Raw genomic sequence first — 13,678 nt, 5'->3', positions numbered from 1 at the left:
GGCGCGGAGCAGCCTCATCGCCCACGGCGTGGCCGAGGAAGACATCGACATCTGGCAGGCCCCCGGCTCCTTTGAGCTTCCTCTCCTGGCTCAGGCCCTGGCCGCCAGCCAGCGCTACGACGCCATCATCTGTCTGGGCTGCGTCATGAAAGGCGAGACGCGCCACGATGTTCTTGTCGGCGACGCCGCTGCCCAGGGTATCCAGCGCGTCGCCCTCGACAGCGGCCTGCCAGTGATCTTCGGCGTCATCTGTGCCGCCAATCGGCTCCAGGCCCAGGAGCGCATTCCACGAGCCGCCGAGTGCGCCCTGGCCGCCATCGAATTAGTCACTACCCTGCGCCGCCTCCGCCGCGCTGGCGAGCATCGCACCAGGGGGCACCAATGGTCAGACATCGTGAGCACCAGTGAAAGGAGCAGCTAAGTCCAGATGTTTACCGGGATCGTCGAAGAAGTTGGCACTGTGCTGGCGACCGGCGCCACCACCCTGGAGATCGCCATCCCAGCCACCTGGTCCGACGTCAAACTCGGTGACAGCATCGCCGTTGACGGTGCCTGTCTCACCGTCGTCGCACGGGGCGAGGACTGGCTGCGCGTTGAACTCATGCCCGAGACCCTGCGCCGCACGCGCTTTGCCGCCCTTCTCTTGGGAGAAGGGCGTGATCAGGACGAACGCGCTGTCAATCTAGAGCGCTCGCTGCCAGTGGGAGGCCGCTTCGGAGGGCACATCATCCAGGGGCATATCGAAGCTGTGGTCACTCTCCTGAGTGTGCGGCCAGAAGGCAACTCGCTCCTCTGCGGCATCACCCTGCCTGCTGCGCTGCGGCCCTATATTATCCCCAAAGGCTTTGTCGCCCTCAACGGGGTCAGTCTCACCGTCGTAGCCTGCCAGGATGACCGCTTCACTGTGGCCCTCATCCCCTACACCCAGGCTCACACCAACCTGGGCCGGCTGCGTCCGGGCAGCCTCCTCAACCTGGAGAGCGACATTGTCGGGCGCTACCTGGTGCAGCTTCTGGGCCGTTATCCTTTTGCGGTCCAGAGCGAGCCTGCAGCCGGTGACCCACTGGAGTGGGCGCTTTCAGAGGAAGAAAGGACAAAGGGAAGAGAGGGAGCAGAGGGAGCAAAACGCCAGGAAGGGTAACGAGGTGAGCAGCCTCCTTGCTGGCTCCTCCCCGCTACCCTTCCAGCCGGGGTGAACGACGCTCGCTATGAGGTGGATCTGCTAAACGAACTGATAGCGACGGGCGCTACTGCAGAGCGACGGCGAAGACATGCATCCTGCCACCGCTCACCGCTGCCGGCAAGGTCACACTTTTCACAGTCTTTCCCTGCGGCAGGGCGATACTCACATAGAACAGATAGCACTTCATCTGAACTGGGCCGTTGGGACTATTAAAGTAGGGCATGCTCACGGCCTGGGGACTGCCCGGCAGGGGGCGTGAGCCGCCACCGTCCAGCGTCCAATCGCTGAAGGCGATAGGCACCGCCTGGGTTGTCCCATCGGTAAAGGTGATCAAGAGCTGGCCGCGGGCCACGCCATGATCGGCGGCCCCGAGCAGACCGAGCAACTTCGCACGTGGCTGATGCTCCACTGGCAGCGTCTGACCCGCCGCTACATAGTTATCCGGCTCGCCCGAAAGCACATTGGGCCAGACGAAGACGAAGCCGCCGGCAAAGACATGGTCGCCGGGATTGACGCCGGCCCGCTGGAGAGCCTGCGCCGAGTAGCTATTGCCTCCCTGATCAAAGTTGGCCTGCGCCGGACGATCGTCGTTACTGACCCCCACATTGTTGTAAGCGGGCGTCGTACGCGGGCCGGGTTGCGCGGGGCTGGAAGCTGACGAAGTGCTGCGCGCAGCCTGGCCGGGCGCCTGCCCAGGCTGGCCCATCCCAGGAGCCGGCGATGGACGGGAAGCCGCTGTTGGTACAGGTACCGCTGCGGCAGCGCCCGAGCCACTGGCTGGCAGCGTGCTCAGGGAAGACGGGCCTGCTCTCAGATCGCTGGCTGGAGGTCGGGCCGGCCCCGGCTCCGACTGAGGGCCAGGCCGATGCTGCGGACCCGGCAGCGTCTGAGGTCCAGGATGAGGCAGGCGCAGCGGCTGGACCGGATGCGACTCCACCTGCTGCTGAGGAGCTCCCTGCGTCTGAGACGGGGACGGCAAAGGGCGCCCTCGGGCCAACAGACCATAGATCACCAGGGCCTTGCCGCTCGGCACAAAGACCCGTCCGTCGGCCACGGTCGGCACGCTGAATTTCACATACCCCGGCAAAGCATCACGCTCGGGACTCTGATCGCTGCTGTACAGCTCACGCGCCAGATTGCTGGCGTCGTAGGCCCGCAGCACTCCGCGCGGATCAACCAGCCAGAGAATACCTGTCCCAGCCTGATTGCCGCTAGAAGTCACCACCACATTGGCACCCGGGAAGGGCAGCTCCTCGGGTGTGGCCGAGACCGGCTGAGACGAGAGGCGGCCATTGATCAGACGATAGGCCACCACCGGACGGTTCACGCTGGCAAAGTAGACATACTCGCCCTCGGGACCATTCCAGTAGGCGGGTGTGCTGAAGAGGCCGCCAATCGTCGTCGGTGGAAACTCCTGCACAATCTGATCCACATCGTTGCGCCCCTGGTGATTGCAGGCATCGGGAATAGTATGGTAGCGGCCCAGATGATTGCGTGCCAGCACGTAGATCCGCCCCTCTTTGCCCGAAGCGATCAGCTCCCCGACCGTCGGCAGCAGCAAGGGAGCAGCGGAGCCAAGATCGGCATCGGCATCATCCAGGCACCGCTCATTGAAGGGCGTAAAATAGTCGACCAGACGCAGATCGGGCGAAAGCTTCCCCACAGAATCGCCGGCATTGCGACCGCCGAGCTGGAGATTAAAGGAGCCATTGCCACTCGTAAAATAGAGAAAGCCATGCTCATCAGCGGTCAGAGCGCCACCGGAGCCCCAGATTCCGGCCCGCGCGCCATCGGGCGTATCGTTAAAGACGGCCATCTGGCGGAAGGCGCTGCCGTTGTACTGGTAGCTCATGATCCAGCCGTGGTACGGCATATTATCGCAGAACGAGCCCCAGGCGATGTAGATTCGACCATTGGCCAGTACCAGGGCCGCACGCTGGCGCTGGAAGCGCGGATCGAAAGCGAGCAGGCCGCGGCGGCTACCGGCGCCGGTGCCCCGCACACTGGCCTGGATCGTCACCGGGCTGCCCTTGCGCTCCTGACCAGTCGTGATATCCAGGGCGTGGAGGCGATAGATCAGGCGACCACCTTCTTTAGTGAAGGCCACCACATAGAGCGTTCGAGTGGAGCCATCGATGACCGGCGTACCGGTAATCCCGATCTCAGGCACCAGATCGTTACAGGCCACATCGTGGTTGGTCGGAACCTGGGCGCCGCGCCCCACGAAACTGGTCCGCCAAAGCAAAGCCCGCTCGGGGCTGGTGGCGTCGGCATCGAAGGCGTAGACACTATCGTGCTCGGTCGCTACAAAGACCACATTGCGCGCCCGACCCTGAATCGGCAGGCTGGGCACATAGAGCGGCTGGGCATAGACCTGGCCGTCGACGGCCAGCGTCAGACGCTTCCCGAACGTGCTGGCATTGACATTGCTCGTCGTCAGCAACATCTCTGCGGGATTATGGCCGCTGTGCCGGTTATTGTACTTGAAGGTCAGCACGGCGGTACCGCTCGCCGGGGCAGCGTAGGCGGCAGGGTGCGACCCGTGGCCTGCGACCTGCTGGTCGGAGGAGGGCCTCCAGGCCAAGGCTCTGCCGGTCCCTCCGGGCAGCCAGGAGGAAAAGAGCAGGCCCCCGAGTAGCAGCAGGGGCAGTGCTGCCGCTACTCGGGGCAACAAGCGAGAGAGGTTGATCATCACGTCTCCTTCACCACTGCAGTTATAAGCAAGCAGGGGCATGGCGTCTACTGCCCGTCGGCGATCAGGAACGGAGTAGCAGCTCTTCCTCTCCTCGTGCTTGCTTGCTTCTTCCTTGCTTCAACTTGCGTCGCGTCAACCCCTTATTGGAGGCGATTTCGTGCGTCTACAATCCGTGACTTACTTGCATCAGAACCCGTACACCGGCTTACTTTCCCCAGAAGCCCGAAGCAGCTTACGCGCCGCTTCCACTACTTATGATACTCAAGACACAAAATGAAAATCAGTATCTCAATCATGATCAATAGATTGACGGGGAGGAAGGGGAGGAGGAGGAAGGAGATTGAGGAGAAGGAGATATGAAATCGGCTGGCTCGTTTCTGAAAGCAAGAGCCAAACGTCCTGGAGACTGGCCTGTTGAAAAGATTCATGCTATCATAACAGAGCCAATCGCCTGGAAAAGAGGCCTTTCCCAGTCAGCACGCCTTCATTACAGGCGGCCTCGTTTTGATCCCCTAGAGAGTTCTGGACTATGAACAAAATTGGCAAGTGGCTCCATCTGACACTGCGGCGCTGGAGGGTAGCCTGGAGGAAGGAACTCTATCCCCCCCCTGAACCGCTGCCACGGGGACGCGCCTTCTGGCTGGCCCTGGGCCTGGTCCTGTTGGCGATGCTCGCCTACAGCGTCTACTTCATCATCTTTGTGACCAGCAAGCAGGATGCTTTTGCCACCAATGGCGAAGACCTGGGCATCATGGACCAGGCTATCTGGAACACGCTGCATGGTGCCCTGCTGCACCAGACGATCTGCAATATCCTGACCGATACCAACTGCTATGGTCTAGCGGGTATCAATCGCTTCGCCATTCACTATGAGCCGATTCTCTTTTTGATTGCCCCCCTCTATCTTTTTTGGGCTGATCCGAAAACGTTGCTGATTCTCCAGGTCCTGGTGGTGGCCACGGGAGCGCTACCGGCCTTCTGGCTGGCCCGCCTGCGCCTGCGCAGCGATCTGGCCGCAGTCCCTTTCGCCCTGCTCTATCTCCTCTACCCTGCGCAGCAGTATGCGGTCGACTATGATTTCCACGCCGTGACGCTGACGCTGGCCTTGCTCCTCTTTACGCTGTACTTCATGTATACCCAGCGCAACGGCTGGTTTCTGGCCTTTGCCATTCTCTCCCTGGCCTGTAAGGAGGAGATTGCCGGGATCATTGCGCTGTTGGGGCTGTGGATGGCCATCTTCCAGCGCCGCTGGCGCGTCGGCCTGATCGTCTTCGGGCTGGCGGTCGGCTGGACCGCCATTGGCCTGCTGGTTGTCCACTACGCCAGTCCCGTGGGGCACTCGCTGCTGGCCTCGCGCTGGTCGGAATATGGGGACTCGCCGCTAGAGGTAGCGCTGACGATTCTGAGGCACCCGCTGCAGGTTGTGCGCGAGCACGTGCTGGAGCCGCAGCATCGCCTCTATCTGGAGAAGCTGCTGACGCCGGCGGGCTATTTGCCCTTACTGGCTCCCTGGGTTCTGGTCCTGGCCTCACCGACCCTGGCCCTCAACCTGCTCAGCTCCTCGCCCAACATGTACAGTGGGCGCTATCAATACAATGCGGAGATTGTTCCTATCCTTATTTTCGCCACCATCGAGGCAACGGTTCTGCTCCTCTGGCTGCTCCGCTGCTCTCTCAATCTCGGCAAGTCCCTGTTCTCCCAGCTCGCAGCCTCTACTCACGGGCCAGCCTTCCCCGCTGGCGACGACCAGGGTGAGGTACGTCCTGCCTGGTCTTCCTGGTCGGAGCCGGCTGTGGCGGGGCGCTGGCTCGCTGCGCGGCGCACGCCGTTCGCCGGCTGGCAGCTCTGGCCTGTCCTGCGCGCCCTCTTCCTGCTGCTCCTGCTGAGCTATGTGATGGTGCACGCTGTGAAGGCAACCGCGCGCTATGATGTCTACAGCGCCATGCCCTATGCCGCAGGCTTTATCTGGCCTGCCCAGGATGCCCATGACCGCCTCGCCTATCATTTCCTGCAGGAGATTCCCCCTGACGCCTCAGTCTCAACACAGACGATGCTGGTTCCCCATCTGAGCGAGCGACGCAGTATCTATCTCTTCCCCTATGGGGCAGGTTACGCGGACTATATTCTGCTCAACGCTCCCGGCTACTATTATCCCTTCAAGACCTATGCTGACTACGAGCGCACGGTTAACGCTGTCCTCAGTAGCGGGGAGTATGGCGTGATCGATATGCAGGACGGCTATATCCTGCTCAAGAAGGGGGCTGCCCCCACGGCCAATGAGCAGGCGATGCGCATGGTAGCTCACTATCGCCACACAGATTGAGGAGCTTTTGCTCAAAGGGCGTCTGGCCTCCCTCTCTGCCTTGACGCCCTTTTTCTCCCTGACCTATACTAATCAATAATCGATTGTGCCTCTTTGTAGGTGAGGAGCAGCGTCCCGGAATACGGGGCCAATTTCTGCAGGATTTCCACACCGATGAATATACGTACACCTATTCTTGGCCGGCGCGTTTTGCGCGAGGATATCAAAGAATTCCTTATCGATGCCATCGTCAAAGGCCAGTATCGGCCTGGGGAGCGCATTGTGGAGAGCCGTGTGGCCCAGGAGCTGGGTGTGAGCCAGGGGCCAGTACGCGAGGCGCTGCGCGACCTGGAGCTGCTCGGCTTCGTGGTCAGCTCGCCCTATCGCGGCACACAGGTGCGCAAGGTCTCTCGGCGCGACCTGCTCGAACTCTATCCCATTCGCGCCGCCCTGGAGGGAGTGGCGGCGCGCGCGGCTGCGATCCGCATCGACGAGGCCACACTGCGCCAGCTAGAGGAACTGCTCGCTGAGATGCGCGATGCGGCTGTGCGCAACGAACTACACGCCCAGACGGCGGCCAATATTGCTTTCCACCGTTTGATTGTGCAGGCGGCGGGCAATCGCCTGCTGTTGCAGTACTGGGACAGCATGCAGCTCTACACGACGACCTTCGTAACGGTGGCGATGGCGCAGCGCACGCCCCAGGAGCTGGCCGAGCGCCATCAGGTCATCATCGAGGCCCTGCGGGACCGTGATCCGCAGCGAGCTGAGCAGGTGATGCGGCGCCATATCGAGGAAGCTGGCGAATGGCTGCAGGCGGTGCCGCCCTCTGAAGAGGACCAAGGGCAGGAGTGAGGCCCGGCCTTGCTATCAAGGACCTGGCCCGGTTCAGCGGACAGGGTCGCCCTCGTCGATCCCCGTGCGGGGAGAGCGGGCGGACCTGTCCGCTGATGCTACCGTGCTTAGAGCTGGCGCCGGGCCACGGTCTCTTCTCGCACCTCTTCGCCGATCTGGCCGGCAAGCTGCTCGACTGGCAGGCCCTGGCCTTCGGGGGCGAGCGGGCCAAGGCGGCGTATCTCGGGCCAGATAAGGGCCACGCAGAGCACCACCAGGATGGTGCCCAGGCCGCCACCGGCCACGGCGATGACGGGACCGAAGAGCTGAGCGGCCAGGCCCGACTCAAAGCCACCCAGCTTGTTGGAGGCGGCGATGAAGATAGTGTTGACCGCCGCCACGCGCCCGCGCATGTGGTCCGGCGTGCGCGTCATCAGCAGGGTGCCGCGAATGACCACGCTGATGTTGTCGAGTCCACCCAGGACGAAGAGCATGAGCAGCGAGAGCCAGAAGGAGCGCGAGAGACCAAAGACGATGGTGGCCAGACCGAAGCCGGCCACCGCTAGCAGGAGGGTGCGCCCGGCCCGCGTAAAGGGCGGCAGATGGGCCAGCAGGAAGGCGACACAGACGGCGCCGATGGAAGGGGCAGCCTGAAGCCAGCCCAGACCAGTGGGACCGACCTGCAGGATGTCGCGCGCGTAGATCGGCAGCAGGGTGGTGGCGCCGCCGAAGAGTACGGCGAAGAGGTCGAGCGTGATGGCCGCTAGAATGACCTGGCTACGCCGCAGGAAGCGCAGGCCCTCGGCTAGCGAGCGCAGGGTCCCCTCCTTGCTCTGCTCGTCGCTCCGAGAGGGGGCCGCTGGCGCCGGATGAAGGCGCAGGAGGGCCAGCAGGACAAGATAGAGACCAATAGCCAGGGCATTGAGGCCGTAGACGGGCGTGGCGCCGCGGAAGAGGGCCACCAGGAAGCCACCCAGGGCCGGCCCGACGACTGACGCCAGCTGCCAGGCGCTGCTCTCCCAGGTGGCGGCGTTGGCGTAGAGGGCCGGCGGCAATGTCTGGGGCAGAAGCGCTGCACTGGCCGGCTCGTTGAAGGCTGTGGCTGTGCCGATGAGCAGCAGACAGCCATAGATGAGCCAGAGCGGACCCCGCTGCCAGGAGAGGAGCAGTAGCCCCAGGGAGCAGAAGGCCAGAACGGCCTGCGCCAGCATGACCATGCGGCGCCGATTCAGGCGGTCCGCCAGATGGCCGGCGAGCAGCGAGAGACAGAGCACCGGCAGCACCTGTACCAGACCGACCAGCCCCAGGGCCAGCGCCGAGCGCGTGCGGTCGTACAGCTCCCAGCCGATGGCCACCGTGACCATCTGCTCGCCGATTGACGAGAGAAAGATGCCGATAAAGAGCAGACGAAAGTTGCGGTAGCGCAGGGCCCGATAGGGATCGTGGCGAGTCTGCGCGTCGCTAGAGGCACCAGGTACGCCTCGTTCTGGGTCAAGATCCCTCACAGACATTCCTCGTATCTTGCCGACAGTAACAGTAGAGTCGCTTGCTGCCGCTTTTGTTGATGGTGCTGATCTTCTCTGTTCTTCTTGGTAGGAAGGGTATTGTGCCTTTCTTTCTACTGTGACAGGCGGGCGGCAAGGCTCTGGATTTTACTATAGCACAGGGAGAGAGACAGTTTGCATAGCCAATCCAGCCCTATGCTTTCGGGAAATGAACCAGAGAGAGTAATATTGTCGTGTACCTAGATAGCCTCTGTCCTTCGTGAAGTACGAGGGGCAGGGCACGATTAACTACCGTGACTGACGGTCGTTTGTCGTGTACATAAGCTTTAGACGGAAAGGAATGTAAGTTATGGCAGACATGGCGTATTGTGTCAAGTGCAAAGAGAAGCGGGAGATCAAGGATGCGCATCAGGTGACGATGAAGAATGGAAGGGCGGCGCTGCAGGGTACCTGTCCCGTCTGCGGCACACGCCTGAACCGTATTCTGCCTGGTGCCAGCAAGAAATAAGGCCGCAAGACCGGCGATCCTTCCTGTGGTGGGAAGCCGAGGGGGTAGTCTGGCCGGTAGCCTCGCCGCCGCGTAGGAGGCCCTTGCTCCCGCCTGCTCTGCTGAGGCAAAGCGGGCCGGGGGAAGCAGCCGCCGACGCCGCGGCGGCGCTTGGCCAGGCTACTCCCTACAGGAGGGTGGCTTGCCTGCCTCTCCTTCGCCGCCTGGCCAGTTGGGCTGGAGGCTGGTGCGGCCCGCCAGTGGCCTGTCTAGAAATCGCCGCGGCGGATGCGTTCGAAGAGGGCGCGATTCTCCTCGTCGAGGGCGACCAGCTCAAGATAGGTCCCGCTGCTGGCCAGTGTGTCGAGGAAGGCGAAGCGGGTGCCCTGGCCAGCGATCCCGCTCTCAATAATGGCCACATTCTCTGTTCCCTCTGGCCTCGATGCTCCTTGAAGGTTCCCCAGCACCTGCTCAAGATCATCGACCTCCAGTCCCAGATGATGCACGCCTGGGCCGCGCTGGCGCAGGAAAGCGGTCAGGCTGTTCTCTCCTTCTAGCGGTTGCATCAGCTCAATCTGCAGAGGACCGGCATAGCCAAAGGCCACATGCTGGCGGCAGAAGGCCGGCTGTCCGCGATAGGTGTAGGCCCGGAACTGGATATCTTCGATGACGAAGAAGCGGGGTACGCCGAGCGTCTCTTGAAAGAAGCGCTGGGCCTCGGCGAGATCGTTGACGGCGTAGGCCACCTGGAACCAGCGTGCGCCGGCTGCTGTCAGGGCGGCGAGGGAAGATGGTTTTTGCTGCCTGGACATAAGCGTTTGGCCTCTCTTCTTTGTGATCAAGACGATGATAGTGGTGATCGTGGTGGTCGTGGTAGGTGGCTGATGGTTCAGCTTTTGTGCTCGTGCGCTTCTTTGTCCTGGGAGTGTGGCCTGGCAGGAAGCCAGGCCGGCTGCCGGGATAGGTCAGGTTTGGGCAAGGTCGGCCTCGGCCTCTGGCCTGGCTTCCGGCGGCCTTCTCAGGCTCCCCTGTGCGCTATGCCGGTGGCCTGGCTTCGTGCCAGTGGATCATTGGCAGGCCGGGAACCGGGCTGCGGAAATAGGGGATGGTGGTTCCGCGCAGGCTGCCAAGATAGACGGTGCGCAGGTCCGGCCCGCCGAAGGTCAGGCTGGCCAGCCAGGGGGCGATAGTGCCGTGGGTAGCCGCCAGGATCTCGGGGGTCAGCGTGTGGCTCTCGTAGTGGGCGAAGAGGCGCGCCTGCGTCTCGGGATGGCTATCGTCGAGCAGGGTCAGGACCTCGCCCTCTGGGGTGATGGCGATGAGTTGGTCGGTAAAGATCAGCGTCACCCAGAGATTGCCGTAGGCATCGAAGGCGAAACCGTCCGGGAAGCCGGGCAGGCGCGAGGGGCCGTAAATCTCGCGATCGGTCAGGGAGCCGTCGGGTTGGAGGCGCAGGCGACTGATGCGCCAGGCCGTGCTTTCGACAACGTAGAGCCACTCCTCGCGCGCGTCAAGGCGGATTTCATTGGTCCCGCAGAAGCCCTCGGCGACAATGCGGATGCCGCGCTCGTCGATGAGGGCGATGTAGCCATCGGCGGTGCGGGTGTTGAGCTGGTTGGTCCACGGATGCTCGCGGGTGTTGACGCTGAGCCAGATGCGGTTTTTGCTGTCGCGTAGGACGAAGTTGGCCTTACCCAACGGCTGGCCGTCGATCTCGCGGTAGAGGGTGCGCAGGCGCCCGTCGCGCGTCATGATCTCGACGGCGTCGGTTCCCCAGTTAGCGATGATGATATCACCGTTCTCGGCGAAGGCCAGGCCGTTGGGCAGCGATCCCTGGGCCTGGACATAGCGCTCTTCGAAGCTGGCGCCGGCACCGCCTTCCTGGGTCTGGGCCGGCTCGGCGGCTGAGTCGCGCTCGACCACGGGCAAGATGAGCTGCTGGCTGCCATCGGGGTTGATGCGCATGACGCCGCCGCGGGCATCGGCGACCCAGAGGGTACCGTCTCGCTCGGCCAGAATGCACTCCGGGCGCTGCAGATCGTGGCCAATGCTGCGGATGTTGCGACGATCGACCTGCCAGTCTTTGAGTGGGTTGGCTGAGGACACCATGCTGCTGCTCTCCTTTGCCTGGGTCTGGTCCTGCAGCTAAAGGCTGCTGCTCTCCTCCTCGGCGATACAGCGGTTGCGCTGGCTGCCGAGGCCGCTGATGCTGCCTTCTAGCACGTCGCCGGGCTGGAGGAAGCGCCGGTAGTGCATGCCGTTGCCGCGCGGCGAGCCCGTACAGATCAGGTCACCGGGCCAGAGCTGCACGTAGTGAGAGATGTATTCGATCAGACGGGCGACGCCGAAGATCATGTCATCGGTCCCTTCGTCCTGCATGACCTGGTCGTTAAGCTTGAGGGTCAGATGGAGCTGCTGGGGATCGGGCACGAAGCTGGCTGGCACGAGAAATGGCCCGGTCGGAAGGAAGCCCGGCGGGCATTTGCTGCGCAGCCAGTCGCTGCCGATGGCCTGCAGATCGGGACGGTAGACGCGATCTCGACAGGTCAGGTCGTTGACGATGGTGTAGCCGGCAACGTAGGCCAGCGCCTCCTCGCGCTTGACGCGGCGTGCGGGCCGTCCGATCACAACGCCCAGCTCTAGCTCCCAGTCCGGTTGCGTGCTGTCGGAGGGCAGTGGGATTGGATCGTAGGGGCCAGTGATGGCCGATGGGATTTTGGTGAAGACGTAGGGGATACCGTTGGCGATGCGGGCATCCATGATGCGCTCGGCCAGGGCGCGGCGCTCGGCCTCGTCGCGGGCGTCGTGGGCGCCGTGACCCTGGGCGGTGGCCAGCTCGATGACGTGCTGACGGTAGTTGGCGCCGGCGCAGAAGATCTGACGTGGGTAGAGGATCGGCGCGTGAACATGAACGGCTGCCAGCGGGAGCCAGTGCTGCTCGGAGATGATTGCGGTGGCGACTGGTTCGGCCAGGGTATCGACGGCTCGCTGCAGGGCGGCCAGGTTGCGCTCCCACTGCTGCAGCAGACCCAGCACGCTCCCGTCGTCGCTCAGGGGCTGGCCGAGGCGCTCGCAGAGCGGCTGCAGAGCGTGAACGGCGATCACGCGCTCATCCAGCACCAGGCCCGCAAATGGTGGGCAGCCGGCGATAGAAAAGGAACCGAGGGCAAAAAATCGGATGCTCATCTGCTACTCGCCTGCTCTCTGCTTACCAGGGACTGGGGACTGACCAACGACCAGCGTGTAGAGGTCGCGCTCGCGTTTCTCGAGCAGCGGCAGAATGGTCCCTTCGACAAGCTGACGGTAGTGCTCCGTTTCGCGATGCTGCTGCAGGGCGGCCTCGTCGGCATACTGCTCATAGAGCAGGAACTGGTCGGGGTGCTCTTGCGAGCGGCAGGCGTGATAGAGCAAGCAGCCAGGTTCACTGGCGGCGACGTGGGGCGCCATCTGCTTGAGGGCGGCCTCGATGGCGTCGCCCTGACCCGGCTTGCCGTAGTAACGTGCCACAAGCACAATCATCAGCGCTTCTCTTCCTTTCTCGTCTGCATACTGTTTGGAGTGAAGAGGCTCCTAACCTTCCTGCCTGGCGTGGTTGGGGCTGCCTTCCTGCAGGGCGTGCTCGTTCAGCTCGCCGCCTGCGACCCGTTCGCGGAAAAGGGCCAACGTGGCGGCGATGCCCTCGCGCAGCGGCGTCTGCGGTGGCTCGCCGATGACGCGGCTCAGGGCCTCGGCGGAATAGGCCTCGGGCGAAGGAAAGGCCGGCTCGGCGAAGGTGATCAGGCCGCGGCTCTCGGGCACCAGCTCCTCGATGAGGGCGACGATCTTGCTCATGTGGGCAACGGTCCCGTGCAGATTGAAGACCTCAGCCCCTTCGAAGGGCGCGCGCGCGCAGGCAAGGAAGGTTTTGGCCACGTCATCGGCGTATTGAAACTCGCCCCGTCCCCCAAAGGGGATGTGGAAAGGTTGCCCCAGCACGGCGGCCAGCATGGCCCGTGTAGGGGCCGAGGTCAGGCCCTGGTCGCGGCCCGGGCCGTAGACGGTCGCCGGGCGCAGGCCGATACTGGTAAGGCCATGCTCCTGCCAGTAGATGCGCGCCGTGCCCTCGTTGGCTTGTTTGAAGACGCCGTAGAGCGAGTTAGGGCGCAGTGGCGTATCGTGCTGGACGAGGCCGCTCGGGCCGCCAGCCTTGGGATCGTAGACGGCCACGGAGGAGGCATAGACGATGCGCCGGACCTGGTCCGTCCGGCGGCGGCTGGCCTCGAAGATGTTGACGGTGCCGACGACGTTGACGCGCGCCCCCAGCGGGGGATTGGCCCGCACTGCAGGCATCTGGAGCGCGGCCAGATGGATGACGTGGGTGATCCCATATTGATCAATGACCTGCTCCACGGCTGCCAGCTCGCTGAGGTCGCCTTGAACGAAGGTGACCTGGGCCAGCTCCTCGGGCGCCATGATCAGCTTGAGTCGCCGCGTGTCCTGGCCCAGGTCAAAAGCGACCACGGGGGCGCCTTCGCGCACAAGGTTACGCACCGTCCAGGCCCCGATACAGCCCAGGGCCCCGGTGACAAGAAAGCGTTCTTGGGCCATGCTCGCTCGATTCCTCCTCTGCTGCCTACCGCTTCGCTTCGCTTTGCTAACGTGGTTGACTGTCTCTGCCTGTTCGCGTCGACTG

Annotated in this window: 12 protein-coding genes; 5 read left to right on the top strand and 7 right to left on the bottom strand. The window is 63.3% G+C overall.

Translation table 11 applies throughout. The annotated features are described in order from the left end of the window. Positions 1-421, top strand: a 421-nt coding sequence (gene ribH / locus BGC09_RS21375; RefSeq protein ID WP_069806233.1) for a 6,7-dimethyl-8-ribityllumazine synthase, incomplete at its 5' end; no start/stop codon positions are given. 6 nt (positions 422-427) lie between these two features. Further along, positions 428-1,141: a riboflavin synthase gene (locus BGC09_RS21370; protein ID WP_069806232.1), complete on the top strand. Its 714-nt coding sequence runs from the start codon at positions 428-430 to the stop codon at positions 1,139-1,141. Between the two features lie 106 nt (positions 1,142-1,247). On the opposite strand, the gene BGC09_RS21365 is transcribed toward BGC09_RS21370, so the two are convergent. Then, complete coding sequence (locus tag BGC09_RS21365; protein WP_069806231.1) at positions 1,248-3,875, bottom strand: beta-sandwich domain-containing protein; 2,628 nt, start codon at positions 3,873-3,875, stop codon at positions 1,248-1,250. 532 nt (positions 3,876-4,407) lie between these two features. On the opposite strand from BGC09_RS21365, the gene BGC09_RS21360 reads away from it, so the two are divergent. Together BGC09_RS21360 and BGC09_RS21355 are read left to right on the top strand one after the other, a co-directional pair. Beyond that, on the top strand, positions 4,408-6,201 hold the full coding sequence (locus tag BGC09_RS21360; protein ID WP_069806230.1) for a DUF2079 domain-containing protein: 1,794 nt from the start codon (positions 4,408-4,410) through the stop codon (positions 6,199-6,201). A 153-nt stretch (positions 6,202-6,354) separates the two neighbouring features. Further along, entirely contained in the window at positions 6,355-7,035 is a 681-nt protein-coding gene (locus BGC09_RS21355; RefSeq protein ID WP_069806229.1) for a GntR family transcriptional regulator, read from the top strand. Positions 7,036-7,142: 107 nt separating this feature from the next. Here the strand turns inward: BGC09_RS21355 and BGC09_RS21350 are convergent, their stop codons facing one another. Beyond that, positions 7,143-8,519: an MFS transporter gene (locus BGC09_RS21350; protein ID WP_069806228.1), complete on the bottom strand. Its 1,377-nt coding sequence runs from the start codon at positions 8,517-8,519 to the stop codon at positions 7,143-7,145. Positions 8,520-8,868: 349 nt separating this feature from the next. On the opposite strand from BGC09_RS21350, the gene BGC09_RS23070 reads away from it, so the two are divergent. After that, the gene (locus BGC09_RS23070) at positions 8,869-9,027 is read left to right on the top strand and encodes a DUF5679 domain-containing protein (RefSeq protein WP_052890408.1); all 159 of its coding nucleotides are present in this window, start codon (positions 8,869-8,871) and stop codon (positions 9,025-9,027) included. A gap of 248 nt (positions 9,028-9,275) precedes the next feature. Here the strand turns inward: BGC09_RS23070 and BGC09_RS21345 are convergent, their stop codons facing one another. The 5 genes from BGC09_RS21345 to BGC09_RS21325 all read right to left on the bottom strand — a co-directional run bounded on the left by BGC09_RS21345 (position 9,276) and on the right by BGC09_RS21325 (position 13,593). Then, complete coding sequence (locus BGC09_RS21345; protein ID WP_069806227.1) at positions 9,276-9,818, bottom strand: VOC family protein; 543 nt, start codon at positions 9,816-9,818, stop codon at positions 9,276-9,278. A 223-nt stretch (positions 9,819-10,041) separates the two neighbouring features. Next, positions 10,042-11,115, bottom strand: a complete 1,074-nt coding sequence (locus BGC09_RS21340) for an SMP-30/gluconolactonase/LRE family protein (protein WP_069806226.1) — start codon at positions 11,113-11,115, stop codon at positions 10,042-10,044. 36 nt (positions 11,116-11,151) lie between these two features. Beyond that, a complete protein-coding gene (locus BGC09_RS21335; protein WP_069806225.1) occupies positions 11,152-12,192 on the bottom strand; it encodes a fumarylacetoacetate hydrolase family protein in 1,041 nt (346 codons plus the stop codon). 3 nt (positions 12,193-12,195) lie between these two features. Further along, positions 12,196-12,525 carry a putative quinol monooxygenase gene (locus tag BGC09_RS21330; RefSeq protein WP_069806224.1) on the bottom strand — a complete coding sequence of 110 codons (330 nt, stop codon included), beginning with the start codon at positions 12,523-12,525 and terminating at the stop codon, positions 12,196-12,198. Positions 12,526-12,576: 51 nt separating this feature from the next. Further along, positions 12,577-13,593 carry an NAD-dependent epimerase/dehydratase family protein gene (locus BGC09_RS21325; protein WP_069806223.1) on the bottom strand — a complete coding sequence of 339 codons (1,017 nt, stop codon included), beginning with the start codon at positions 13,591-13,593 and terminating at the stop codon, positions 12,577-12,579. Positions 13,594-13,678 lie beyond the last annotated feature (85 nt).

Origin of the sequence: Thermogemmatispora onikobensis (assembly GCF_001748285.1) — a bacterium.
GTDB classification, from domain to species: domain Bacteria; phylum Chloroflexota; class Ktedonobacteria; order Ktedonobacterales; family Ktedonobacteraceae; genus Thermogemmatispora; species Thermogemmatispora onikobensis.
This window is presented reverse-complemented; position numbering and strand designations above follow the sequence as displayed.

Bases quoted from the DNA above. Each gene is read 5' to 3' on its own strand.
- BGC09_RS21360 (WP_069806230.1), top strand. From the start codon at position 4,408: ATGAACAAAATTGGCAAGTGGCTCCATCTGACACTGCGGCGCTGGAGG.
- BGC09_RS21355 (WP_069806229.1), top strand. From the start codon at position 6,355: ATGAATATACGTACACCTATTCTTGGCCGGCGCGTTTTGCGCGAGGAT.
- BGC09_RS21365 (WP_069806231.1), bottom strand. From the start codon at position 3,875: ATGATCAACCTCTCTCGCTTGTTGCCCCGAGTAGCGGCAGCACTGCCC.
- BGC09_RS21325 (WP_069806223.1), bottom strand. From the start codon at position 13,593: ATGGCCCAAGAACGCTTTCTTGTCACCGGGGCCCTGGGCTGTATCGGG.
- BGC09_RS21345 (WP_069806227.1), bottom strand. From the start codon at position 9,818: ATGTCCAGGCAGCAAAAACCATCTTCCCTCGCCGCCCTGACAGCAGCC.
- BGC09_RS21335 (WP_069806225.1), bottom strand. From the start codon at position 12,192: ATGAGCATCCGATTTTTTGCCCTCGGTTCCTTTTCTATCGCCGGCTGC.
- BGC09_RS21370 (WP_069806232.1), top strand. From the start codon at position 428: ATGTTTACCGGGATCGTCGAAGAAGTTGGCACTGTGCTGGCGACCGGC.
- BGC09_RS21340 (WP_069806226.1), bottom strand. From the start codon at position 11,115: ATGGTGTCCTCAGCCAACCCACTCAAAGACTGGCAGGTCGATCGTCGC.
- BGC09_RS21330 (WP_069806224.1), bottom strand. From the start codon at position 12,525: ATGATTGTGCTTGTGGCACGTTACTACGGCAAGCCGGGTCAGGGCGAC.
- BGC09_RS23070 (WP_052890408.1), top strand. From the start codon at position 8,869: ATGGCAGACATGGCGTATTGTGTCAAGTGCAAAGAGAAGCGGGAGATC.